Raw genomic sequence first — 24,032 nt, 5'->3', positions numbered from 1 at the left:
ATGCTCCGAGTCCGACTCCTGTGCGCCCTGGGGGCGGCTCTCGCCGCCGGCACCGCACTCGCTCCGGTGACCGCCGGCCCGACCGTCGCGGCCCCCACGGCCGGCGTGTCCGGGCTGAGCAAGGGGGCCTGCGGCGGTGAGCGGCCGGCCAAGCCCGGCGGCGGCCGCTACACCTGCACCTTCGAGGACGACTTCGACGGCACCTCGCTGGACCGCTCGAAGTGGGTGGTCCAGGACACCTCGCTCAGCGGCTTCCACGCCGGCCAGAGCGGCTGCTACGTCGACGACCCCGACAACGTCCGGGTCGACTCCGGCCTGGTCTACCTCACCTCCCGCAAGGAGGCGGAGCCGTTCGTCTGCCGCAGCCCGTACGGTGACTACACGACCGACCGCACCGCCGCGACCATCGCCAGCTGGGGGCTGTTCACCCAGGCCTACGGTCGCTTCGAGTTCCGCGCCAAGCTGCCGGACACCACGATCCAGGGCGTGCACTCCGCGCTGTGGCTCTACCCCCAGAAGCACACCTACGGCGCCTGGCCGAGCTCCGGCGAGATCGACGTGGCGGAGTGGTTCAGCGGCGGCGCGGAGAAGGTCTATCCCTCGGTGCACTACGCCGGCGAGAACCCGATGCTGAGCACCGGCTTCAACTGCCCCGTCGCCGACTCCGGCACCCGCTTCCACCGCTACGCCGTGGAGTGGACGCGCACCTCGATGCGCTTCCTCTACGACGACAAGGTCTGCTTCACCCACTCCTGGACGCCGTCCGCGCCGCTGGTCGCACCCCAGCCGTTCGACCAGCCGTTCTACGTCGTGCTCACCCAGGTCTTCGGCGGTGGCTGGAACGCGATCACCGACCAGACGCCCACCTCGGCCACGACCACCGTGGACTGGGTGCGGGTCTGGAAGTAGCCGTCCGGCGGCGGCCGTCAGGCCGGCGTACGGGCCACGACGTAGAGCCGCTCGGTGGTCTCGCCGCGGGCGGCGACGGGGCCGCGCCGGTACCACTCGACGTCGACCAGGCCCGCCCGCTCGACGAGGGCGACGACCTCGGCCGGCTCGTGCAGCACCACGTCGAGGTCGACCTCGTGGTCGAACCACCGGTCGTGGTGGCGGACCTCCGCGCCGGCATGGAGCGCCAGCACCAGCAGGCCGCCGGGGCGCATCGGCCGGGCCAGCGCGACGAGCGCACCGTGAAGCTCGGACGCGGCGAGGTGGATCAGCGAGTACCAGGCCAGGACGGCCGCCCAGCCCGAGCCGTTGACGGGGCGCATCAGCGCGCGCAGGTCGCCGACCTCGTAGACCCCGTCGGGGTAGCGCTCCCGCGCCTGCTCGACCATCTCGGGGGTCAGGTCGAGACCGGTCGCGTCCGCGCCCGCCTCGGCGAGGTACGCCGTGACGTGGCCCGGCCCGCACCCGACCTCGACGACGGGCTCGGCGCCGGCGTGCGCCGCGACCCGGTCGAGCAGCCAGCGCTCGAACGGCAGGTCCTCGAGCTCGCCGCCCAGCGCGTCGGCGTACGGTCGCGCGATGGCGGCATAGGCCGCGCGCACCTTCGCGTCCCGCGCCTCGGCACCCTCCGCGAGCACGGCGTCGCGGTCGACCGCCGGCGCCGGTGAGCCGGCCCCGGCCGCCGGCAGGTCGAGGGGGCCGAGGAGATGGACCCAGCGGGCATCCTGCTCGCGCGGCTGCCTCGGCAGCACCTGGACGAGCGGCTGCTCGCGCTCGGCGAGCCGCTGCAGGCAGGCCTCGACCGCGCCCCGGTCGGGGAACGCGAACAGCCGCTCGGTGCGGGTGCGGAGCGCGCCCGGCGGCTGCGGGCCACGCAGCAGCAGCACGGTCAACAGCGCCCGCTCGTCGTCGGCGAGGCCGAGCCGCACCGAGAGCGTCTGGACGTACTTGAGCGTGCGCCGCCCGTGGTCCTCCCAGGTCACCCCGACCAGGTCGAGCCGCTTCAGCTCACGCAGCGCGTGGTGCACGAGGTCGTCGTCGTAGTCGACGACCGGCTCCCGGCTGCTCTGCTGGTTGCAGGCGGTGCGCACGGCGGTGACGGTCATCGGGTACGACGCCGGCACCGTCACCTCCTTCTCCAGGAGGCTCCCCAGGACGCGCTGCTCCTCGGCCGTCAGGACGGGCAGGTCGCTCACGGCAGGGAGCCTAGCGACAGCCGACCAGCCCGACAGGTGAGGCCGAAGGGTTTCCGTCGCGCCGAAGCCGGCGTGATCACGCAGCCATGCCGCCGAGGGGGGTTTGTCGTTGGGCGCGCCGCGTGGTCTGGACTGAGTGGAGCGAGCGACCGAGCGCTAGCGAGGAAGCGAGCGGAGCGACGGAAGACCACGCGTCAAAGCGCGCCCAACATGCGAGCGAAGCGAGCCAAAATCACACAACTAGCGCAGCTTGAGACACCCCGAGGTCACCGGCTCCCACCCGATGGCGGCGTGCTCCGCGACCCGCTGGTCCAGCCCCGCGGCGATCTCAGCGGGCCAGGGCGCGGTCTTGCGGTCGGCGATCTCGACGCAGAGGAAGATCTCCTCGAAGACGCAGGCGACCCGCTGGTTGGTGTCGTCGAGGACGAACACGAGGGCGTGCGCCGCGCGCTCGGAGCGGCCGAGCAGGCGCACCCGCACGGACATCTGGTCGCCGGTCTTGAGCTCGTGCAGGTAGGTGAGGTGGTGCTCGGCCGAGAGGCACGCGAAGCCGCTGAGCACGGGCCAGTTGAACGGGATCCCGATGTCGTAGAGGGACTCGTCGAGGCCCTCGCTGCCGATGCCGAGGTAGTGGCGCACGTTGAGGAAGCCGTTGCTGTCCTCGAACGCGCTGGGGACCGGCTGGACCGCGTAGGCGGGCAGGGTGACGAGCTGGTCGTAGGTCGGCTGCGTGCTCATGCTCGGACCCTACTGAACCCCGTCGGGATTGGTGAGCAGCCCACCCCGCGGCGTATCCTGGGCCGACAGATCCACTGCGTGTATCTACCTCGCGTCGGCTCGCCCGGCGGTCCAAGGCGGCACCTCGACCCCTTGGACGAAGGACATGCCTGATCACTCCCCGACGCTGGTGCGGGCCGCCGGTGCGTCGTACTTCCCGATCGCGCTGGTCGCGCGGCTGCCCTACGCGATGATGGTGGTCGGCGTGCTGACCCTGGTCGTCGCCGGCCGTGACTCGCTCGCCTTCGGCGGCCTCAACTCCGCGGTCGTCGGCCTCGGCGCGGCGACCGTCGGGCCGCTGCTGGGTGCGGCGGCCGACCGGTTCGGGCAGCGCCGGGTGCTGCTGGTCAGCGGTGTCGCGTCGACGACGGCGCTGGGCCTGATGGCGTGGGTCGTCTACAGCCCGTTGCCGGCGGTGGCCGTGCTGGCGGTGGCGTACGTCGTGGGGGCCAGTGCGCCGCAGATCGCGCCGATGTCGCGCAGCCGTCTGGTGCAGATCATCGGCGCCCGGATCGCGCCGGGCCGCCGGTCGCGCACCTTCGACGCGACCATGGCCCACGAGTCCGCGGCCGACGAGCTGGTGTTCATCGTCGGCCCGTTCGTGGTCGGCCTGCTCGGCACCATGCTCGACCCGTGGGCGCCGGTCGCCGGCGCGGCGGTGCTCACCCTGGTCTTCGTGACGGCCTTCGCGCTGCACCCCTCGGCCCTGGCCGCGGCGGGTGCGGACGAGCGGGCCACCCGGCCGGCGCCGGCTCGGGAGATCGCGCGCCCGCCGCTGCTCGCGGTGGTCGCCGGGATCTTCGGGGTGGGGCTGTTCTTCGGCTCGATGCTGACCTCGCTGACGGCGTTCATGGCCGACCACGGCGAGCCGGCCTCCGCCGGCCTGGTGTACGGCGTGATGGGCATCGGCTCCGCGACCCTGGCCCTCGGCGTCGCCCTGTTCCCGGCCGCCTTCTCGCTGCGGGCCCGGTGGCTGGTGTTCGGCGGCACCATGCTCGCCGGGGCGGCGCTGCTGCCGCTGGTGTCGTCGGTCGCGGCGATGTGCGGGGTGCTGCTGCTCATCGGCTGCGGCATCGGCCCGACCATGGTGACCCAGTACAGCCTCGGCGCGCTGCGCAGCCCGGCCGGCCGGTCCGCGACCGTGATGACGATCCTCGGCTCGGCCGTGATCGTCGGCCAGTCGCTCGCCTCGGCGGTGACCGGGGAGGTCGCCGACCGGTTCGGCACCTCCGCCGCGCTCTTCCTGCCGGTCGTCGCGGCCCTGGTGGTCGTCGCGGCGGGGGTGCTGAACGCCGTCCTCAGCCCGGTGCCGCCTCAGTCGCCCTCGACCAGGATGGTCACCCCGCCGCTGGCGAACGCCGGCACGTCGGCCTGAGCCGCCTGGCCCTCGGGCGACGCGAGCGCCGCGTCGAGCGCCTCCCGGGTCGGGAACTCCGCGTGGAAGCTGGCGAAGACGGGGTGCTCGCCGGCGAGCGTCTCCACGGCGAGCGAGTACCGCAGCGCGGTCGCGCCCGGCAGCGCCCTCGCGAGCGGGACGTGCACCTCGTCGTAGTGGCGGCGGAAGGCGTCAGGGTCACTCGGGATCCCGTAGAGGACGGTCAACGTGGGCATCTCAGGCCTCCTGGGCACTGTCGGCGGGGGTGAACTTCTCGCGGTGGATCAGCCGCGGCGCCATCCGGCGCCGCTTGAACGCTCGCACACCGGCCTCGACCATCGGCGGCGGGCCGCACAGCCAGCCGGACCAGCCGCGGGCGCTGGCCACGTCGTCGACGAAGACGTCGGTCGGGAAGCCGTGGCGGTACGACGTGCCGTCGCCGCCGGTCCCGGTGGGCTCGTCGGAGAGGACGGGGACGAACCGGAAGCCCGGGTACACCGCCGCGAGCTCCTCGAACCGGGTCAGGTCGTAGAGGTCGGCGCGGCCACGGACCCCGTGGTAGAGCACCACCTCCCGCTCGGGGTGGCGGGCGAGCGCCGTCCGGACGATGCCGACCAGGGGCGCCAGTCCGGTGCCGCCGCCGATCAGCACCATCGGCTCGCCCTCGTCGGCGTCCGCGGCGGGCACGTGGAAGTCGCCCAGCGGGCCGATCGCCTCGACCCGGTCGCCGACGGCGACGGTGCCGAACAGCCAGCGGTCGCTGGCGATCCCGCCCGGCACCCGGCGGACGTGGAGCTCGAGGACCTTGTCCTCCTCGGCCGTGTTGGCCAACGAGTACTGACGGCGCTCGCCGCTGCCGGGGACCACCAGCTCGACGTACTGTCCGGCGCTGAAGGCCAGCGGCTCGTCGAGCCCCAGCAGGATCCGCCGGGTGTCGCGGGCGATGTCCTCGACGGCGATCACGGTGGCGGTCAGGTCCCGCAGCGGGTGCGTGGTCCGGCCGCTGTCCGCGCCGCGCAGCGCCACCTCGGTGTCGCCGCAGGGGCGGGCCTGGCACGCCAGCGCCAAGCCGGCGGCGCGCTCGTCGGGGGTGAGGGTGTCGAGCGGGGAGTCGCGGTGGTCCACCTCGCCGGACACCACCTGCAGCTTGCAGGTGCCGCAGGTGCCCTGGTTGCAGGAGTTCGGCATCCACACCCCGGCGCGCAGCAGCGCCTCGAGGACCGTCTGGTCGGCGGCGGCCTCCACCCGGCGCTCGCCGACGGTGATCGTCACCTCACACCTCCCAGGTGCAGTGCAGCGAGGTCGGGCCCCGGAAGCCCCAGCCCCAGAACTCGACGTCCTCGGACGTGTCGCGCTCCAGGTTCGGGATCGCCTCGAGCAGCTCCTCCATCGCGATCCGCATCACCTGGTTGGCGTAGTAGATCCCCGCGCAGGCGTGGTTGCCGGCGCCGAACGCGAGGTGCGGGAGCGGCGGACGGTGCAGGTCGTACTCGGTCGGGGCGTCGTAGCGGCCGGTGTCGTGGTTGGCGGCGCCGTACGACAGGATCACGGGCGTCCCGGCCGGCAGGTCGACGCCGGCGACGGTGACCTCGCGGGTCGAGATGCGCGCGGTGGCCGACCAGATCGGCGAGGTCCAGCGCATCCCCTCCGAGATCGCGCGGGGGATCAGGGTCGGGTCGTCGACGACCTCCTCGAGCTGCTCGGGCCGGCTGAACAGGCCGACCAGGGTCGAGGCCAGGCCGTGGCCGGGCTCCTGCATGGCGCCGAGCAGGTAGACGTAGATCGTGGGGTAGATGTACTCGCGCTCGCGGGTCTGGCCGGGCGGCATCCCGTCGTGCAGCCAGTGCGAGATCGCGGTGTCCGCGGGCTCGGCGATCCACCGGTCGATCAGCGGGTCGACGGTCGCGCGGATCTCCGCCTTCGCCTCGTCGCCCTCGCGAAAGCCCTCGGGGTCGAGGAACTCGCCGTTCTCGTCGACGCCGGCGTTCGTGAACGAGCGGCTCAGCTTGTGGAACCAGTCGCGCAGCTGGTCGGACGACACCGACTGCAGGCCCAGCAGATCGCCGAGCGAGCGCACGCTGACCGGCTCGCAGTACTCGCCCACCAGCTCGGCGCGGCCGGCGTCCTCGAAGGACTCGAGATAGCGGCGCGCGATCGGGCGGACCAGGTCGTCGACCCAGCGGTCCACCTCGACCGGCTGCAGCTGCGGCTCGACCATGCCGCGCAGGTCGGCGTGGATGTCGCCGTTGACGCCGATGATCGCGGGATGGCCGAAGGTGCGCCCGCCCGCCGGGGTGATCACGGCCTCGAAGTCGGGACTCGTGGCGACCTCGCGGCAGACCTCGGCGGTCGAGGCGACGTACGAGCCGAGGACGGGGACGAAGGCCAGCGGGGCCTCGCGGCGCAGTCGCTCGTAGGTCGGGTAGGGGTTGCGCTCGAGCTGGGACATCGAGACCGACTCCAGCCAGGAGAGGTCCGGCGTGGTCGGCTGCTGTACGGCGGTCATCGGGTGCTCCTCGGGAGGGTGCGGGTGCTGCGGAAGTGCGACGAAGGTAGGTCGGCGGGCGGACGGCGGCGACACGGATCGCGCGGTCCCGGCACGGATCGCGCGGGCGATTTGTGACCTCCGTCTCAGGTAGATTGCGCAGCGTGTCCGAGCGGGTCCGGGGCCGGTCGCCGCGTGACTGGGGGAGTGCCTCCCGGGTCGTCGCGGCGGCCTACTTCCCCCACGAGCTCCGGCTCGTCGGCGGAGTCCACGAGCCGCGGCTGACGCTGCGCACCCTCGACCTCGGGCCGGTCATGATCGGCCAGGTCGGCTGGGGCGCCGACGTCGCGATCGACTGCGACTACCCCGGCGCCTACGAGGTCAACCTGCCGATCACCGGACACCTCGAGAGCCGGGGGCGGCACGGCCCGATCACCTCGGTCGCCAGGCAGGGCACGGTGTTCCGCGCCGACGCCCCGTCGCTGATCAGCCACTGGGACGCGACCTGCACGGTGCTCGGCGTGAAGTTCGACAGCGCCTGGTTCGACGTGGAGGCCGAGCGGCTGCTCGGCACCGACCGGGTCGGCGTACGAGAGCTGTTGCCCGACCAGCTGCGCCTCGACGAGGGGCGCGGCCGGGCCTGGCGCCAGCTGGTCACCAGCCTCGCCACCAACCTGCACGATCCCCACCTGTTCGCCGACAGCGACCTGGTGCGCCAGCAGCTCGCCGGCGCGCTGGTCGCCGGCCTGGTCGACCTGTGCCGCGCCCCCGAAGTCGCCAGCCCGCCGGCCCGACCGTGGCACGTCCGCCGCGTCGTCGAGCAGCTCCACGACGACCCCGCCCGGGCCTGGACCGCCGCCGAGATGGCCGCCCTGGCCGGCACGAGCGTGCGGCGGCTGCAGGAGGCATTCCAGCAGTGGCTCGGCTGCACCCCGTCGGCGTACCTCCTCGACATCCGGCTGCGCCGGGCCCGCGCCGACCTCGCCGCCCAGCCGCCGCCGACCGTCGGGGAGGTCGCGGCTCGCTGGGGCTTCTCCAGCGCCAGCCGGTTCGCCGCGGCGTACCGCCGGCGCTACGGCGAGCCACCCTCCGCCCACCGCTGACCCGGCAGAAAGTCGCGCTGGTCTTGCGCCGACCCGGCAGAAAGTCGCGCTGGTGTTGCGCCGACCCGGCAGAAAGTCGCGCTGGTGTTGCGCCGACCCGGCAGAAAAGTGCGCCGAAATGACGCCGACCCGGCGCGAAGTTCGCGCCGGGTCGGCGGGTTTGGCGTGCATTTTCGAGCCGGGTCGGCGCAAATCCGGAGCACTTTCGAGCCGGGTCGGCGGAAAACACGCGCACTTTCGAGCCGGGTCGGTCAGAACAGGTCGGGGACGGTCCAGCCGTCGAGGTCGTACTCGCCGAGGAACTCGTCGGCGAAGCCCTTCATCTGGTCGACGATGCCGCGGTTCTGGGCGGCGAAGAGCAGCTCGGCCTTCACGTTCTCGTGGTTGCCGGAGTAGTTGCGCTCGTAGAGCTCGTGCCGGCCGCCGAACTCGGTGCCGATGGAGTCCCACAGCGCCTTCATCACCTTGACCCGGTCGACGGCGGTGATGCCGTTGGAGCCGCGGACGTACTTGTCGAGGTACGGGCGCACCTCGGCGGACTTGAAGTCGGCGGAGCCGGACGGCAGGTAGATCAGGCCGGAGGCGACGTCCTGCTCGATGATCTCCTTGACCCGCGGGTAGCCGTGGATCATGAACATCCGGTAGGTCAGCCCGTACTCCAGCTTCGGGATGACCGCGTCGCCGACCCACGGCTCGGGGTCGCGGGCCATGGACTCGGTGAGCGACCAGAACAGGTTGCGCCAGCCGATGACCTCGCCGACCCGGGTCTGTACGCCGCGGAAGTCGCCGGAGCCGGTGGTGTCGAGCGCCTTCATCAGAAGGCCGGCGATGAAGTCGAGCTTGACCGCGAGCCGGGTGCAGCCCTGGAAGGTGAACCGGGGCAGGAAGCCGGACTGGGGGAAGAACGCGTTGATCCGGTCGACGTCGCCGTACATGAAGACGTTCTCCCAGGGCACCAGCACCTTGTCGAACACGAAGATGGTGTCGTTCTCGTCCATCCGGCTCGACAGCGGGTAGTCGAACGGGGTGCCGTTCTGCGCCGCCTGCTGGGTGTACGACGTCCGGCAGATCAGCTTCACGCCCGGCGCGTCCATGGGGACGGTGCAGATCAGCGCGAACTGCTTCTTGCGGATCGGCAGGCCGTAGTGGGCGATGAAGTTGTAGTTGGTGATCGCCGAGCCGGTGGCGACCACCTTGGCGCCCGAGACGACGAGACCGGCGTCGGTCTCCTTCTCGACCTTCATGTAGACGTCGCCGACCTCGTCGGGCGGCAGGTTGCGGTCGACCGGCGGGTTGATGATCGCGTGGTTCCAGTAGAGGACCTTCTCCTGGGACTCGCGGTACCAGCGCTCGGCGTTGGCCTCGAACGGCGCGTACAGCTCCTTGTTGGCGTGGAGGGTGCCGAGGAAGCTGGCCTTGTAGTCGGGGCTGCGGCCCATCCAGCCCCAGGTCATCTTGGCCCAGCGCGCGATCGCGTCGCGCTCCTTGAGCAGGTCGGCCGACGAGGTGGGCGTCTTGAAGAACGGCATGGTGACGCCGCCGTTGCCGGTGTCGGTGGGCACGGTGAGCTCGTCGACGTGCGGGCCGGTGTGGAGGGCGTCGTACAGGCGGGCGGTCATCCGGATCGGGTTGCGGAACGCCGGGTGCGTGGTGACGTCCTCGACCCGCTCGCCCTGTAGGTAGATCTCGCGACCGTCGCGGAGGCTCTCGATGTACTCGTCGCCGGTCATCGGCCGGGAGGCGAAGTTGGCCTGCTGGTTGGCCGGCGAGCCGGCGGCCGGGTTGACGGTCGGCGGCCCGTCGTCGTGGGCGGGCGCGGACTCGGGCGCGAGGGTGTCGGTCATCGGAATCTCCTCAGTAGTGGGTGTCGGCCGGCACGAGCGCGCCGAACCAGCTGGTGTGGGGGTCGTCCTGGCAGCCGAGCCAGACGACGTCGGACGAACGGCGGCCGATCTGGTGGAAGGCGCTGTCATGGAAGAGCAGCGGACGCCGGTCGGTGCTGACCACGTCGACCACCTCGCCGAGGAACAGCAGGTGGTCGCCGCCGTCGTCGGTGCGGTGCGCGCGGCAGGTGAGGGTGGCCGCCGTGCCGCGCAGGGAGGGGGCGACCGTGCCGTCGCACCAGGGCAGCGGGTCCGCGCTCGGACGGCCCGCGAAGTGCATCGCCACGTCGACCTGGTCGGCTGCGAGCACGTTGACGGCGAAGGACGCACCGTCCAGGTACGCCGCCGCCTTCGACGTGCGGGTCAGCGCGACCTGGACCAGCGGCGGGTCCAGGGAGATCGGCGTGAAGGCGGTGACGGTCGCGCCGTGGTGGGCGCCGTCGGGGGTGCGGCAGGTGATGACGGTGACGCCGGTCGCGAAGCGACCGAAGGTCGAGCGCAGCGTGCGCGGGTCCATGGCTCCTCCTCGTCGTCGCGACCCCGTCGGTGCCGGGGTCGGGTCGGGTGGTGGACGGGGACGCTAGGCCGGTGCGGGAGCCGCGGCGATCCGCTCCGCGCACCGACTGTCCGGAATGCGCAGCGGGGTGGATCGAGTGCGTTTTCCGGACAGCGTCGCGCCGGTAGTGTGATGGGCGTCACCGAGAAGGGGGTGAGTGGCGTGACGGGAACGCTGACGGCGTCGTCCCACGAGCTCGACGACTTCTCCGAGGCCGTCGCGCGGGCCTACTTCCCCCACGACCTGGCGATCAAGCGGCGTCCGGCCGGACCGGCCGACCTGCGCGCGGTCGACCTCGGCCCGGTGCGGCTGGCCCGGATCGGCTGGGGCTCGGAGGTCGCCGTCGAGTCCGACCACCCCGGCGCGTGGGCGGTCAACGTGCCGCGCAGCGGCGTGCTGGAGGCCAACGTCGGCGGCCACCACGTGCTCTCCCTCGACGGGCAGGCGACGGTCTGCCCGCCCGACGAGCAGACCCGGATGACCCGCTGGTCGGCTGACTGCTCGATCGTCGGGATGCGGGTCGAGCGCGCCTATCTCGCCGAGGAGGTCACCGCGCTCGTCGGCCTCACCACCGACCGGCTGCCCGCCCAGGTCGACCTGCGCACCGACGGCGGCCGCGCCTGGATCGGCCTGCTCGGCTCGATCGGCACCGAGGCCCTGCGCAATCCCGCCCTCGCCCGCGACGAGCGGGTGGGCCGCCGCCTCGCCGGCACCCTCACCGCCGCGTTCGTCGCCGCCTGCTTCCCCGAGGAGCCGGGCTGCGGCACGATCCGGCCGCGGATCGTCTCCCGCGTCGTCGAGGCGATGGAGGCCGACCCGGCCCGCGACTGGACCGCCGCCGAGCTGGCCGCCGCGTCCGGCGTCGGGATCCGCCGGCTGCAGCAGGGCTTCCAGCGTTACCTGGGCCGCACCCCCACCCAGCAGCTGCTCTCCATCCGGCTCGAGCGGGTCCACGCCGACCTGCTCGCCGGTGGCGTCGACAGCGTGTCCGAGGTCGCGATGCGCTGGGGCTTCGCCCACCTCGGCCGGTTCGCGGCCTCCTATCGCGAGCGGTACGGCGTCGCGCCGTCGGTCACCCTGCGCGGGCGGTAGGCCAGCGCGGCCGCGACGAGGCAGATCCCGGCCATGCTGAGCGCGGTCGCCCGGAATGCCGCCGCATCGCCGCCGAAGCCCTCCAGCAGGGCCACGGTCAGCGCCGAGCCCATCGAGAAGCCGAGATAGCGCAGCAGCTGGTTGAACGCCAGTGCGCTGCCGGTCTCCTCCGCGGCGACATGGGGGACGATCAGGACGGCCATCGAGGAGAAGGTGAAGCCGCCGCCCAGCCCACACACGGCCATCGCCAGGAACGCCTGCCACAACGCGTCGTGCCAACAGGTGAGCAGCAGCAGGCCCGAGCCGAAGACCAGGCAGCCGGTCGGCAGCAGCGGACGGGGTCCGAACCGGCGTGCGGTGCGCAGGGCCAGCCGGTTGGAGACGATGCCGGCGAGTGCGTAGGGCACCAGGACCAGCCCGCTCACCGCGAGCCCGGCGTTCAGGCCGAAGCCGCGGCTCCCGTCGGCCTGGACCAGGACGACGACCAGGGAGAACAGCCCGTAGAGGCTGACCCCGATGGCGACGGTCACCAGGTTCGGAGCACGTACGCCGGGGCGCAGGGCGAGTCGCAGGTCGACCAGCACCGGGCGGTCGCGCCGTGGCGCACGCATGCTCCAGGCGATCCAGGCGGCCAGCAGGGCCAGGCCGCCGAGGCCGGCGCCCAGGGTCCGCGGCTGCGCCCAGCCCCAGCGCTCGCCCTGGCTGACGGCGAGCAGGAAGCCGAGGGTGCCGGTGCACAGCAGCACCGCACCGGTCACGTCGACAGGTTGCGGCGCGCCGTCGGCGGAGGCGGGCAGGTGGCGCAGCGCGAGGGCCGTCGTACCGGCGACGAGGAGGGCGCCGAAGAGGTAGGCGCCGGTGATGCCGAGGTGCTCGGCGACCAGCGAGGACGCCGGGTAGCCGAGGCCCGCGCTGCTGACCGACGCCACGGAGAGGGCGGCCAGCTTCGCGAGCAGCTCCTGGCCGGACCACAGCTCACGGGCCACCGCGAACGCGAGCGGCGCCAGCGCCATCCCGACCCCCTGCAGGGCGCGGCCCGCGATCATGGTGCCGATCCCGAGGGGGAGGGCGGTCAGCAGGGTGCCGCCCAGCACGGTGCCCAGGCCGGCCAGCAGCACGGGGCGGCGCAGCCGGCCGGTGGCCAGTCGGCCGAGGACGGGGGTCACGACCGCGCCGGCGAGCAGGGTGGCGGTGAGCATCCACTGCGCGGTCGCCAGCGACACGTGCTGCTCGACCGCGATCGTCGGAACCAGCGGCGCGCCCAGGCTGCTCACGATGCCGGTGATCACCGTGATCGCCGCGAGGGTCGTGAACTGAGCGCGGGTCCCCTCGGTCGTGGTGGTGGACGGCATGCCTGATGCTCTCAGTCGCTCGGTGGCCGCGGGGTCCCGCTTCCGCAGGGCAGGACCGCCGTGCGGAACCGCGGCTGGCGGGAGGGTGCGGCGGCCACGGACGGTGGGGTCATGGAGCTCGAGGGCAGGCGGGTGCTGGTGGTGGGCGGTGCGTCGGGGATCGGCGCCGGCGTGGTGGCGGTTGCCCGGCGGGAGGGGGCCGAGGTGCTCGTCGCCGACCGGTCCGCCGGCACCGACGCCGAGGTGGACGTGACCGACGAGTGGTCCTGCGCGCGGCTGGCGGACGTCGTACGGGCGTGCTGGGGTGGGCTCGACGGGCTGGTGCTCACCGCCGGCGCCGCCCACATGCAGCGCGTCGGCGAGGTCGACGCCGAGGCCTGGCAGCGGCTCCTCGCGGTCAACGTCGTGGGCGCGAGCAACCTGGTCACGGCGCTGCTTCCACTCCTGGGGCCGGACGCCTCGGTGGTGACGGTCGCGTCGTCCACGGCGCACCGCAGCTATCCGGGGATGGGCGCCTACGCCGCCTCCAAGGCGGCGCTGGTGCGGTGGAGCCTGGTCTGCGCGCGTGAGCTCGCCGGTCGGGGGATCCGGGTCAACTGCGTGAGCCCCGGGCCGGTGGACACCCCGATGCTGCGCGGTGACGCCCCGCCGGGCGTCCCGGCCGACGAGTTCGTCGCGATGGTCGGGCGGCTCACCGCGCTGGGCCGGGTGGGGCGGCCCGAGGAGGTGGCCGAGCCGATCGCCTTCCTGCTCTCGGCGCGCGCCGCGTTCGTCACCGGCACGGTGGTGCACGTCGACGGAGGCGAGACGGCGTACGACGGGCCGGGCGCGGACCTGCACTGACTCAGCCGTGCCGGCGCAGCAGGTACTGCCAGGCGTGCTCCCGGTTGGCCGGTCCCCAGACCCGGTCCCGCTTGGCACGGGCCTCGGCCGCGTCCGAGCAGACCGGGGCGCGCCCGCCCGCGGCGGCCAGGACCGCGAGCTGCAGTCGGCAGGCCTCCTCGAGGACGACCGCGCGGAGCACCGCGTCCGCGAGGGAGGCGCCCACCGTGACGACGCCGTGGTTGACGAGCAGACAGGCCTCGGCGCCGGCCACGGCTGCGGCGACCGCGGCCCCCAGCTCGGCGGAGTCGATGAGGTCGCCGGTGCGGTCGAAGCGACCGACGGGCCGGCCCGCGAACAGCGTCGCGGCGTGCGAGAGCGGCAGCAGGTCGACACCCAGCGTGGCGAAGGCGACCGCCGCCCGTGGATGCACGTGAGCCACGGCGTCGAGGTCGGGTCGCGCGGCCAGCACCTCGGTGTGGATCGGGTACTCCACGTGGCGTGGGCCCTCGCCCACGAGCACCGCGCCGTCCCAGCCGACGAGCAGGACGTCGTCGGCGCTCAGCTCGGAGAGACCGATGCCGTTGCGCTTCATCCACACGCCGCGGCCGTCGGGGTCGCGCAGCGACGCGTGTCCCCAGACGTAGTCGTCGCCGACCTCGCGGCCGAGGACCCGGCTGGCGAGGGCGACCTCCTCGCGCAGTGCTGCGGTGCTCACGACGACATCGCACCATCACCTTCGAGCACATCGCGCCAGTGGGTTCCGCGTCACGGAACGTCTTTGAGCGCTCAGGACACGGTCCCGAGAGTCGGTTCCACGACGCGGCACCCGCGCTTGGAGCGCGCGGCAAGCGATCGGCACCATCCACCGCACAACGTGACCGGCGCCACAGAGGGCGGCGGCGGCGCGACCGGGCGACACAGCGCGCACGGGGATGAGGAGAGATCGTGGACTACCGAGCTGGAACCGACGTGGGTGGCACGTTCACCGACGCGGTGCTGATCGGGTCGGACGGGTCACTGCACGTGCAGAAGGCCCCGACCACCCCCGACGACCGCACGAGGGGCGTGCTCGACGCGCTCGCGGTGGCCGCGCCCGACGCAGACCTCGCCGGCCTGCTGAAGCAGGTCGGCTACTTCGCCCACGGGACGACGGCCGCCACCAACGCCTTCATCGAGCGCCAGGGCGCGCCGACGGCCCTGCTGACCACGCGTGGCTTCGCGGACATCCTGCGCCTGCAGCGATCGATGGCGAGCTGGACCGGCCTCACCGTCGCGGAGGGCTCGCACTACTCGCGACGCTCGCTCCCGGCGCCGATCATCGAGCCCGACCGGGTCGGCGAGGTCAACGAGCGGGTCGACTACACCGGCACGGTGATCGTGCCGCTCGACGAGGAGCGGACCCGCGCCACCATCCGGGCGTACGCCGACGCGGGCGTCACCGCCTTCGCGGTGAGCCTGCTCTGGTCCTTCCGCAACGACAGCCACGAGCAGCGGGTCCGCGAGCTCATCCGGGAGGAGGCGCCCCAGGCATATGTCACGCTCTCCTCCGAGCTGATCCCGGTGCTGGGGGAGTACGAGCGGACCTCGACCACGGCGATCAACGCCTACCTGGGCCCGGTCATCCACGACTACGTCTCCCGGCTCGACGAGGCCGTCCAGGCCGCCGGCCTGCCCGACACCGCGACCATCCTGGACTCCGCGGGCGGCGTGCTGACCGCCGCCGAGGCGGCCGAGCGCTCCGCCGGACTGCTCACCTCCGGCCCGGCCGGCGGGGTGCTCGCCTCGGCGAAGCTGGCTCGCCGGATGGGACTGGACAAGGTCGTCACCACCGACATGGGCGGCACCAGCTTCGACGTCGGCATGGTGCTCGACGGCGAGCCGGTGCTCGAGGCGAGCCGCTCGGTCGGCCGCTACCACGTGGCGCTGACCAGCATCCGGGTCGAGGCGATCGGCGCCGGTGGCGGCTCCATCGCCCGGGTCCGCGACGGCCACCTCAGTGTGGGCCCCGAGAGCGCGGGCGCGCAGCCCGGACCGGCCTGCTACCGCCGCGGCGGCACGCTGCCGACCGTCACCGACGCCGACGTCGTGCTCGGCGTCATCGACCCCGACTACTTCCTCGGCGGCCGGATGCCGCTCGACCGGGCGCTCGCCGAGCAGGCGATCGAGGAGCACGTCGCGCGCCCGCTCGGCCTCGGCGTGCTCGAGGCCGCGGCCGGCATCCGCGAGGTCGCCGACAACCAGATGGCCGACGTGCTGCGCAGCACCACGCTGCGGGCCGGCTACGACCCGCGTGAGTTCGCGCTCTTCGCCTTCGGCGGAGCGGGCCCGGTCCACGCCTACCGCTTCGCCGCGACCGCCGGCATCGGGCACGTCGTCGTGCCGAGCACGGCGACGGCGCACTCCGCGCTCGGCTGCGCGCTGGCCGACCGCCGCCGCTCCTTCTCGGCCGCCTTCGGCCGGCACACCCCGGCCGGCTTCGAGCACCTCGCCGACCATGTCGAGCCCGGCCTGCTCGGCGAGGCCGTCGGCCTGCTCGAGGGCCGGGCCCGGGCGGCGCTCGGCGACGACGTCGAGATCACCCGGTACGTCGGGATGCGCTTCCGGCTCCAGGTCCACGAGCTCTACGTGCCGATCGGCGCCGGCGAGTTCACGCCCGAGGGCCTCGACGCGCTGGTCGAGCGCTTCCAGGCGCAGTACGAGGGCATCTACGGCGCGGGCACCGCGCTCAAGGGCTCCGGCGTCGAGGTGACGACGGTCCGGGTCGACGGGATGATCCCGACCCCGGCCGTCGCGTGGCGCCGGCCCGCCTGGGAGAGCGCGGACGCGGTCAAGACCCGCGAGGTCTACTTCTTCGAGGCCGGTGGCACGGTGTCCACCCCGATCTACCTGGCCGGCCAGGTGCCGCTCGACGAGGAGATCGTCGGGCCCGCGATCGTCGAGTACCCCGGCACCACCGCCGTGGTCGGTCCCGGCCAGTCCTTCCTCATGCACGCCTCCGGCGACCTCTCGATCCACATCCCCACCGACCCGAGCGCCGAGGAGGCTGTCCGATGAGCGCCCCGCAGCAGACCGACCCGACCGAGGTCGACCCGATCACCTTCGAGGTCATCCGGCACCGCCTGGAGTCCATCAACACCGAGCAGGCCGTCGCCCTCAAGGCGGTCTCCGGCTCGCCCATCGTCAGCGAGGCCGACGACTTCAACGTCGGTCTCTACCGGGCCGACGGCCAGCTGGTCGCGATGGGACGCACGGTGATCTACCACGCCTCGTCGATGTCGGAGATGGTCAAGCACGTCATCGCCGACTGCGCCGAGGACCCGGGCATCAACGAGGGCGACTGCTTCGTCCTCAACAGCCCCCACAAGGGCGCGCTCCACGCGCCCGACATCGGCATCCTGCAGCCGATCTTCCACGACGGGCGGCTGGTCGCCTGGGCCGGTGCGTGCAGCCACCAGCTCGACATCGGCGGCATGGAGCACGGCGGGTTCATGCCGCAGGCCCGCGACATCTACCAGGAGGGGCTGCAGATCCCGCCGGTCAAGCTGGTCGACGGCGGCAAGGTGCGCAGCGACGTCTGGTCGATGATCACGGGGATGAGCCGGCTGCCCGACGCGCTCAGCCTGAACCTGCGCGGCCTGATCGCCGCCAACCGGGTCGGTACGACGGAGCTCGGCAAGCTGGTCGCCCGCTACGGCCTCGACACCGTCCTGTCGGTGATGGACCGCCTGCTCGACCTGAGCGAGACCCGGGTGCGCGAGCGGCTGCGAGAGCTGCCCGACGGCGTCTTCCGGGCGCGCTCCTATCTCGACCATGACGGCCACACCAACACGCTGCACCGGGTCGAGCTCGAGCTGACCAAGACCGGCGACGCGCTGCGCTTCGACTTCACCGGCACCGATCCCGAGGCCCACGGCTTCGTCAACTGCACCCGCACCGGCCTGCTGGCCGGCGTCTACGCCGGAGTGCTGCCGCTGCTCGCGTTCGACATCCCGTGGAACTCCGGGGCGCTGCGGGCCATCGAGATCGTCTGCCCCGACCGCACCCTGTTGACCTCGCTCCCGCCCGCCGCGTGCAGCCAGGGTCCGCTCGGCGGCATCTGGATGGCCGAGATGACCACGACGGAGGCGGTGTCCAAGCTGATGGCCACGCACCCGACGTACATCGACGAGGCGCAGGCCTCGCCGGCCGGCGGCACCGACCTGTTCTGCCCCAACGGCATCGACCAGTACGGCGACTACTCGGGCTGGATCGTCCTCGATGCCATGCAGACCGGCGGCGGTGCCTACGCCCACCGCGACGGGCTGAGTCCCCAGGGACACCGGTGCATCAGCCACTGCCAGGTGCCCAACGTCGAGGCCCAGGAGATGATCATGCCGCTGCTGTGGCTCTACCGGCGGCTGCTGCCCGATTCGGGCGGCCCCGGACGTCAGCGGGGCGGGCAGAGCGCGTCGGCGGCGATGACGCTGCACCACGCCCACTGGCTGCGCGCGGCGGTCGGCGGGCACGGCTTCGAGGTGCCGACGGCGTCCGGGATCTTCGGCGGCTACCCGGCTCGCTGCAACGCGCGGGTCGTCGTCCGGGGGAGCGACTTCTGGTCCCACGTCGAAGGCGGCGAGGTGCCGCTCGAGATGGACGTCCTGGCCGGCACGGTCGAGGAGACCGCGGCCAAGACCGCCGACTTCATGCTCCAGGCCGGCGACGTCTTCTTCTGGTACCCCCAGGCCGGCGGCGGCTGGGGCGACCCGATCGAGCGCGACCCCGCCGACGTCCAGGCCGACCTCGCCCAGCAGGTCATCAGCGCGGAGACCGCCACCCAGATCTACGGCGTGGTGCTCACCGACGGCCGGGTCGACGAGGAGCGCACCCGGACCCGTCGTGACGAGGTGCGCGCCCTGCGCCGCGCCTGGCCACGGGCCAAGGAGGGGCCGGTCGCCGCCGCGGGCGAGCCGCGCCCGACGCTCGCGCTGCTCGGTGACGCGCTGCGGATCGAGGGCACGGTCGACGACGCCGTCGTGGTCTGCCGGTGCGGGCACGCGCTGGCGCCCGCCGCCGAGAGCTGGAAGGAGTACGCCGGCGTGCTGGCGATCGACGCTCCCGACCTCGGCACCGAGATCCGGCTGCACCGCGACCTGCGCTCGCAGATGTACGCCTGCCCGGCCTGCGGCCGGCTCCTCGAGATCGAGACCTCCCGCCCCGACGACCCGCCGCTGGTCGGCGCCGAGGTCGACCTGACCACCGTCGGCGTGCTGACCGAGGCGTTCGCGGCCCGCGGGTAGCGACAGAGAACGGAGACAACGAGCATGTTCGCCCAGGATGTGATGGACCAGCTGATCCGGACCGGGCCGCAGGACCCCTGCGGCCGGCTGATGCGGCGCTACTGGCAGCCGGTCGCGCTGTCCGAGGAGGTCGACAACCAGGCACCGCTGCCGTTGACGATCCTCGGTGAGGACTACGTCGCCTTCCGCAACGCGGACGGCGTACCAGGGCTGATGGCGCGGCTGTGCGCCCACCGCGGCGCGGACCTGAGCTATGGCGTGTGCGAGCCGGAGGGCTTGCGCTGTCTCTACCATGGCTGGAAGTACGACGTGACCGGACAGTGCGTCGAGCAGCCGCCGGAGCCCGAGGGCCGCGGCTTCGCCGACCGGATCAGGCTGCACGCGCCGCCGGTCGTCGAGCGGGCCGGGCTGCTGTTCGCCTATCTCGGCGACGACGAGCCGCCGGAGTTCCCCGACTACGAGTTCCTGCGCCACGGCGAGGCGAACACCTACGTCACCAAGGTGTTCCACGCCTGCAACCACCTGCAGGCCAACGAGGGCAACCTCGACCAGTCGCACCTCGGCTTCCTCCACGTCTTCTATCCCGAGGAGGCGGACAGCCACCGGGAGCTCGAGCGCAGCGCGCCCGGCGGGTCCAAGAACGCCGTCGAGCTGATCAACGAGGACAAGGCGCCCGAGATGGAGGTGGAGTACACCGACTACGGGTTCACCGAGTTCACCACCCGGAAGGCGCCCGAAGGCAAGTACCTCAAGATCCAGTCGTTCCTGTTGCCCAATGTCGCGGTCTTCCCGGGCGCCGTCCAGGGGATCGACGGGCACCAGGTGCACTGGCACGTCCCGATCGACGACGAGAGCCACTGGAAGTTCGTGCTGGTCTTCCGCCGCAGCGAGGCGGTCGACAAGGCGCGCCTGGCCAAGGCGCTCCTCGGCGTCGACGAGCTGCTGCCCGGCTACCGGATGAAGCGCACCCGCGAGAACCACCACCTCCAGAACCGTGCCCAGATGGCCTCCCGGCTCCCCACCAACGGGCTCGGCCTCGGCTTCGAGATCCACGACGCCGTGATCTGCGAGTCCGGCGGCGCGATCCAGGACCGGCTCCAGGAGAACCTCGGCTACAGCGACCGGTCGGTCATCGCGCTGCGTCGCTCGATGCTCGACGCGATCAAGCGGATCGACGCCGGCGAGCCGGCGCCCGGCACGGTGCACCGGCCCGAGGACAACGGCTTCCCCGAGATCAACGTGATCGCCCGGGTGATCGCCGAGGGCGAGGACCCGCGCCGGATCGCGGCCGAGGTCGCCGACCGGCGCCGGGCCCAGGAAGCCGCCCGTGGGTGAGCTGGTCGCCCGGTCGCTCATCGCGCTGCTGTTCGTCCTCAACGGCGCGGCGACCGCCCGCGACCCGGAGCCGCGCCGCGCCAAGGCGGCGTGGTTCGGCAACCCGCCGCTGCTCGCCGTACGCGCCAACGGGGCGGCGATGGTCGTGCTCGGTCTGCTCCTGGTCACCGGCTGGCAGCGCACCTGGGTGGCCTCCGGCCTGGGCGTCCTGCTGGTGCTCACCACGATCGGCGGTCATGCCTTCTGGCGGGCCGCCGACCGGGCCGAGCGCGGCCGCGAGCTCACCCAGCTCGTCAAGAACACCGCCGTCCTGGGCGGCCTGCTGCTGCTCGCCATGCCCTGACCATTACCACCAAGAGGAACGAGTGAGATGTCCAACCTGACCAAGGCGATGGTGTCGTCGCACGCCTACGCCTTCTTGGCCCCCGACGACTGGGATCGCCGGCGCCAGGCCACCCGGCGCAACTACGAGCGGCTCAACGGCGTACCGGCGCCGGCCGAGCAGCCCGAGGCGCTCGCCGAGACCCTGGCCGAGAACCTGGTCCGGCACGCGCCGATCAAGGCCGGCTTCGAGGCCCTGCGCGCGTCCGTGCGCACCGACCGGCCCGACGTCCTGGTGCTCGTCGGTGACGACCAGGACGAGAACTTCACCGACCCGCTGCGCCCGCAGTTCGCGGTCTACACCGGCGCGGAGTTCACCATCACGGGGGAGTCCGGCGAACCGGTGACCTATCGCTCCGACCAGGAGCTGTCGCGCCGGATCCTCGAGACGTGCGTCGAGGCCGACGTCGACATGGCGTGGACCGAGGGCTTCGAGGACGGCCGGCTGCGCGACCACGCGCACTACGAGCCGCTGCGCTACCTCGACCCCGAGGGGGAGACCACCGTCGTGCTGGTGTTCCTCAACTCCATCCATCACCCCGGGCCCAACCCCAGCCGCTGCTACCGCGTCGGCCAGCTGATCCGGGAGGCCATCGAGTCCTACGCCCCCGACCGCAAGGTGATGCTCTACTCCTCGGGCGGCTTCTCGCACTTCACGGCCGGCTATCCGTGGAAGCACTACGACGGGCCCTTCACGCTCGGCTCGATCAGCGCCGACTTCGACCGCCAGGTCGTCGCCGACCTCCGGGCCGGCCGGGGCTCGCGGCTGGCCGAGCTCACGTCGGACGACCTGCTGGCCCACGGCCAGGTCGAGCTGCGCCAGACCGTCGTCCTGGCCGGCGCGGTCGGCGACGGCGTGGAGCCGGACTTCTTGGAGTACGAGCCGTTCTACCGGGCCGTCCTCGGCATGGCCGTGGGCCAGTGGACGCTGTCGTGAGCACGGTCGAGGGCTGGAGCAGCCGGTTCGTGCGGCTCGCCGACGGGCGTCGTACCCACTACCTCGAGGCGGGCGAGGGCACGCCCCTCGTCCTGGTCCACGGCGGAGGACCGGGCGCCGCCGCCCGGTTCTCCTGGCCCGCCACGATCCCGGCGCTGGCCGAGCGCTACCGGGTGCTGGCGCCCGACCTCTACGGCTACGGCTGGTCCGACCGCCCCAAGGGCGCGGACTTCTCACACGAGGCGCACGCCCGTCAGCTGCGCGACTTCGTCGACACCGTCTGCGGCGAGGCGGTGGGCCTGGTCGGCAACTCGGCCGGGGCGTACGTCGCCACGAAGTTCGCGCTCGACAACCCCGACGAGGTGCTCGGCCTGTTCACGATCTCGTCGGGGACGGTGGCCTACGCGATGGGGATCGCGAACCCCGACCACCTGCCGGCCCGGCAGGCGCTCAAGGCGTTCGACGGCACCGAGGAGCCGCTGCGCGCGTTCCTCGAGGGCCTGCTGCACACGCCGCCGAGCGACGAGCTCGTGAAGGCCCGGGTCAAGATCGCGGCCGAGCCGGCCGCGATGGACGCCTGGCGATCGATGGGCGCCTACCAGCGGCGACTGGCGAGCGACCCCAACCTGTGGCAGCGGTTCGCGCTGAAGGGGCGGCTCGAGCTGGCGACCTTCCCCCAGCACGTGCTGTGGGGCGTGGACGACAAGTTCGCGCCGATCAGCCAGGCGCGCGAGCTCGCCGCGATGTTGCCGAACGCCACCTACGAGGAGCTCGAGGACTGCGGCCACCAGTGCCAGAACGACCGGCCGGAGGCCGTCAACGAGAGGATCCTGGCGTTCTTCGACCGGGTCGTCGCGGGTGGGACGGTCGCTGCCGCGCCGTGACCTCCACCGACGGCGCGGACTCCTACCTGGACCGGCTGTTCGTGGTCCTCGACGCCTTCGGGCACGACCAGGACAGCCTCACCCTGGGCCAGCTGGTGACCCGCACGGGACTGCCCAAGACGACGGTCTACCGGCTCGCCCAGGCGCTGGTCCGGCACCGCGTGCTGGAGCACGCCGACCGTGCCTACCAGCTGGGCCCGCGGCTCTTCGAGCTCGGTGAGCTGGTGCCGCGGGTGCGGGTGGTCCGCCGCCAGATCAAGCCCTTCCTGCGGATCCTGCGGGACCAGACCCAGGGCACCGTGGCCCTCGGGATGCTCGACGGCGACGAGGTGCTCTACCTCCTGGAGGCCTCGACCGACGTCCACGCGGAGAACCCGTTGCGCGACGGCCAGCGCATCCCGGTGCACTGCACGGCGATGGGCAAGGCGATCCTGGCGTTCTCGCCACCCGAGCTCGTCGACCGGATCGTCGACCTGCGGCTGCCGCGCTACACCCCGCAGACCATCATCGATCCCAGGAAGCTGCGGGCCGAGCTCAGCCTGATCCGGGCCCAGGGCTACGCCACCGAGGTGGCGGAGTACCGGCTCGACCACTACGCCATCGCCGCGCCCGTGCTCGACCCCCTCGGTCGGGTGGTCGCGGCGATGACGGTCGAGCGGGAGAATGCGCCCCGCGACTTCACCCGCCACGTGCGCGAGCTGCGCCTGCTCGCGCACAACGCATCGGTCGCCCTGGCGCATCGCCGCCGCCCGCGACCCTGACCGAGAGAGAAGCAGCATGCGCATCGCCAACCTCGAGGGCCGTGCGGTCCTCGTCAACACCGACGGCACGCTCGGAGCCGACCTGGCCGCCTCCAGCGACGGCCTCTTCGCCGCCGACCCCGCCCTGCTCTACCCGCGCTGGGGCGAGCTCGTCGCCTGGTACGACGGCTGGGAGCCCGCCTGGGACCTCCCCCTGCGCCCCGACGCCCTCGGCTGCCCGTCGCCGCGGCCACGCCAGATCTTCGCGATCGGGCTCAACTACGCGGCGCACGCCGACGAGACGGGTCTCGGCCGGCCCGACGGCCTGCCGCCCGTCTTCACCAAGTTCGCGAGCAGCCTGACCGGCGCGGACGTCGTCGTCGACCTGCCCGAGGGGGACGTCGACTGGGAGGTCGAGGTGGTCGCGATCCTCGGCTCCGGCGGCCGGGACCTGGCCGAGGCGGACGCCTGGTCGGCCGTCGCCGGCCTGAGCGTCGGCCAGGACCTCTCCGAGCGGGCCCGCCAGCTCGCCGGGCCCGCGCCGCAGTTCAGCCTCTGGAAGTCGTTCGCGGGCTTCTCGCCGGTCGGCCCGTGGTTGGTCACGCCCGACGAGCTGGACGACCCCGACGACCTGCGGCTCAGCTGCACCGTCAACGGCGAGGTGGTGCAGGACGGCCGCACCCGGCACCTGATCTCGAGCATCCCGCACACCATCGCCGAGCTCTCCCGCGTGGTCGAGCTCTACCCGGGCGACGTCGTCTTCACCGGGACGCCCGACGGCGTCGGCATGGGCCGGACGCCCCCGCGCTACCTGAGCGCGGGCGACGTCCTCGTGTCGCGGGTCGAGGGGATCGGCGAGATCCGCCAGGTCCTGCGCTGAGCCCCGT

General features: G+C 72.8%; 22 protein-coding genes. 13 read left to right on the top strand and 9 right to left on the bottom strand.

The genetic code is table 11. The features are described 5' to 3' along the window. Positions 1–909, top strand: coding sequence for a glycoside hydrolase family 16 protein (locus tag JOD66_RS09395; RefSeq protein ID WP_204836619.1), 909 nt, complete (start codon positions 1–3; stop codon positions 907–909). Between the two features lie 17 nt (positions 910–926). Here the strand turns inward: JOD66_RS09395 and JOD66_RS09390 are convergent, their stop codons facing one another. Continuing rightward, on the bottom strand, positions 927–2,144 hold the full coding sequence (locus tag JOD66_RS09390; RefSeq protein ID WP_204836618.1) for a DUF480 domain-containing protein: 1,218 nt from the start codon (positions 2,142–2,144) through the stop codon (positions 927–929). A gap of 240 nt (positions 2,145–2,384) precedes the next feature. Further along, the gene (locus JOD66_RS09385) at positions 2,385–2,882 is read right to left on the bottom strand and encodes a thioesterase family protein (protein ID WP_204836617.1); all 498 of its coding nucleotides are present in this window, start codon (positions 2,880–2,882) and stop codon (positions 2,385–2,387) included. A 145-nt stretch (positions 2,883–3,027) separates the two neighbouring features. Here JOD66_RS09385 and JOD66_RS09380 point away from each other — a divergent pair, with 145 nt between their 5' ends. Further along, the gene (locus JOD66_RS09380; protein WP_204836616.1) at positions 3,028–4,296 is read left to right on the top strand and encodes an MFS transporter; all 1,269 of its coding nucleotides are present in this window, start codon (positions 3,028–3,030) and stop codon (positions 4,294–4,296) included. Here the strand turns inward: JOD66_RS09380 and JOD66_RS09375 are convergent. From JOD66_RS09375 to JOD66_RS09365, 3 genes are read right to left on the bottom strand one after another with little or no spacing between them, the layout of a single operon-like run. Then, a complete protein-coding gene (locus JOD66_RS09375) occupies positions 4,236–4,532 on the bottom strand; it encodes an EthD family reductase (RefSeq protein WP_204836615.1) in 297 nt (98 codons plus the stop codon). The genes JOD66_RS09380 and JOD66_RS09375 overlap by 61 nt on opposite strands. A 1-nt stretch (position 4,533) precedes the next feature. Further along, entirely contained in the window at positions 4,534–5,568 is a 1,035-nt protein-coding gene (locus JOD66_RS29445) for a 2Fe-2S iron-sulfur cluster-binding protein (RefSeq protein WP_307823408.1), read from the bottom strand. Between the two features lies 1 nt (position 5,569). Then, positions 5,570–6,802 carry a cytochrome P450 gene (locus tag JOD66_RS09365; protein ID WP_204836614.1) on the bottom strand — a complete coding sequence of 411 codons (1,233 nt, stop codon included), beginning with the start codon at positions 6,800–6,802 and terminating at the stop codon, positions 5,570–5,572. 143 nt (positions 6,803–6,945) lie between these two features. Here JOD66_RS09365 and JOD66_RS09360 point away from each other — a divergent pair, with 143 nt between their 5' ends. Next, positions 6,946–7,884: a helix-turn-helix transcriptional regulator gene (locus JOD66_RS09360; protein ID WP_204836613.1), complete on the top strand. Its 939-nt coding sequence runs from the start codon at positions 6,946–6,948 to the stop codon at positions 7,882–7,884. Between the two features lie 251 nt (positions 7,885–8,135). Here JOD66_RS09360 and JOD66_RS09355 read toward each other — a convergent pair whose 3' ends face one another. Both JOD66_RS09355 and JOD66_RS09350 read right to left on the bottom strand, forming a co-directional pair. After that, complete coding sequence (locus tag JOD66_RS09355) at positions 8,136–9,728, bottom strand: 4-hydroxyphenylacetate 3-hydroxylase family protein (RefSeq protein ID WP_204836612.1); 1,593 nt, start codon at positions 9,726–9,728, stop codon at positions 8,136–8,138. Between the two features lie 10 nt (positions 9,729–9,738). Continuing rightward, complete coding sequence (locus JOD66_RS09350; RefSeq protein ID WP_204836611.1) at positions 9,739–10,284, bottom strand: flavin reductase family protein; 546 nt, start codon at positions 10,282–10,284, stop codon at positions 9,739–9,741. A gap of 201 nt (positions 10,285–10,485) precedes the next feature. Here JOD66_RS09350 and JOD66_RS09345 point away from each other — a divergent pair, with 201 nt between their 5' ends. Further along, positions 10,486–11,415: an AraC family transcriptional regulator gene (locus tag JOD66_RS09345; RefSeq protein ID WP_307823407.1), complete on the top strand. Its 930-nt coding sequence runs from the start codon at positions 10,486–10,488 to the stop codon at positions 11,413–11,415. Here JOD66_RS09345 and JOD66_RS09340 read toward each other — a convergent pair. Continuing rightward, entirely contained in the window at positions 11,364–12,767 is a 1,404-nt protein-coding gene (locus JOD66_RS09340; protein WP_204836609.1) for an MFS transporter, read from the bottom strand. The genes JOD66_RS09345 and JOD66_RS09340 overlap by 52 nt on opposite strands. Before the next feature lie 111 nt (positions 12,768–12,878). Here JOD66_RS09340 and JOD66_RS09335 point away from each other — a divergent pair, with 111 nt between their 5' ends. Then, a complete protein-coding gene (locus JOD66_RS09335; protein WP_204836608.1) occupies positions 12,879–13,610 on the top strand; it encodes an SDR family NAD(P)-dependent oxidoreductase in 732 nt (243 codons plus the stop codon). A 1-nt stretch (position 13,611) separates the two neighbouring features. On the opposite strand, the gene JOD66_RS09330 is transcribed toward JOD66_RS09335, so the two are convergent. Continuing rightward, positions 13,612–14,307 carry a class II aldolase/adducin family protein gene (locus tag JOD66_RS09330; protein ID WP_204836607.1) on the bottom strand — a complete coding sequence of 232 codons (696 nt, stop codon included), beginning with the start codon at positions 14,305–14,307 and terminating at the stop codon, positions 13,612–13,614. Positions 14,308–14,537: 230 nt separating this feature from the next. Between JOD66_RS09330 and JOD66_RS09325 the strand changes: the two genes are divergently transcribed. From JOD66_RS09325 to JOD66_RS09290, 8 genes are read left to right on the top strand one after another with little or no spacing between them, the layout of a single operon-like run. Next, positions 14,538–16,646: a hydantoinase/oxoprolinase family protein gene (locus JOD66_RS09325; RefSeq protein ID WP_204836606.1), complete on the top strand. Its 2,109-nt coding sequence runs from the start codon at positions 14,538–14,540 to the stop codon at positions 16,644–16,646. Next, a complete protein-coding gene (locus tag JOD66_RS09320; RefSeq protein WP_204836605.1) occupies positions 16,643–18,868 on the top strand; it encodes a hydantoinase B/oxoprolinase family protein in 2,226 nt (741 codons plus the stop codon). The genes JOD66_RS09325 and JOD66_RS09320 overlap by 4 nt, the downstream gene beginning before the upstream one ends. Positions 18,869–18,892: 24 nt before the next feature. Then, the gene (locus tag JOD66_RS09315; RefSeq protein ID WP_204836604.1) at positions 18,893–20,203 is read left to right on the top strand and encodes a Rieske 2Fe-2S domain-containing protein; all 1,311 of its coding nucleotides are present in this window, start codon (positions 18,893–18,895) and stop codon (positions 20,201–20,203) included. Beyond that, on the top strand, positions 20,196–20,546 hold the full coding sequence (locus JOD66_RS09310; RefSeq protein WP_204836603.1) for a DoxX family membrane protein: 351 nt from the start codon (positions 20,196–20,198) through the stop codon (positions 20,544–20,546). Before JOD66_RS09315 ends, JOD66_RS09310 begins: the two co-directional genes overlap by 8 nt. 27 nt (positions 20,547–20,573) lie before the next feature. Then, on the top strand, positions 20,574–21,521 hold the full coding sequence (locus tag JOD66_RS09305) for a DODA-type extradiol aromatic ring-opening family dioxygenase (protein ID WP_204836602.1): 948 nt from the start codon (positions 20,574–20,576) through the stop codon (positions 21,519–21,521). After that, positions 21,518–22,405 (top strand): alpha/beta fold hydrolase, encoded by an 888-nt coding sequence (locus JOD66_RS09300; RefSeq protein WP_204836601.1) that lies wholly within the window; start codon positions 21,518–21,520, stop codon positions 22,403–22,405. Before JOD66_RS09305 ends, JOD66_RS09300 begins: the two co-directional genes overlap by 4 nt. Continuing rightward, a complete protein-coding gene (locus tag JOD66_RS09295; RefSeq protein ID WP_204836600.1) occupies positions 22,402–23,166 on the top strand; it encodes an IclR family transcriptional regulator in 765 nt (254 codons plus the stop codon). The genes JOD66_RS09300 and JOD66_RS09295 overlap by 4 nt, the downstream gene beginning before the upstream one ends. Before the next feature lie 16 nt (positions 23,167–23,182). Then, on the top strand, positions 23,183–24,025 hold the full coding sequence (locus JOD66_RS09290; protein ID WP_204836599.1) for a fumarylacetoacetate hydrolase family protein: 843 nt from the start codon (positions 23,183–23,185) through the stop codon (positions 24,023–24,025). Positions 24,026–24,032: the final 7 nt, after the last annotated feature.

This window comes from Nocardioides nitrophenolicus (assembly GCF_016907515.1).
Lineage (GTDB): Bacteria > Actinomycetota > Actinomycetes > Propionibacteriales > Nocardioidaceae > Nocardioides > Nocardioides nitrophenolicus.
Note: the sequence above shows the minus strand (reverse complement) of the source record. Positions and strands in the feature narration are given on the sequence as shown.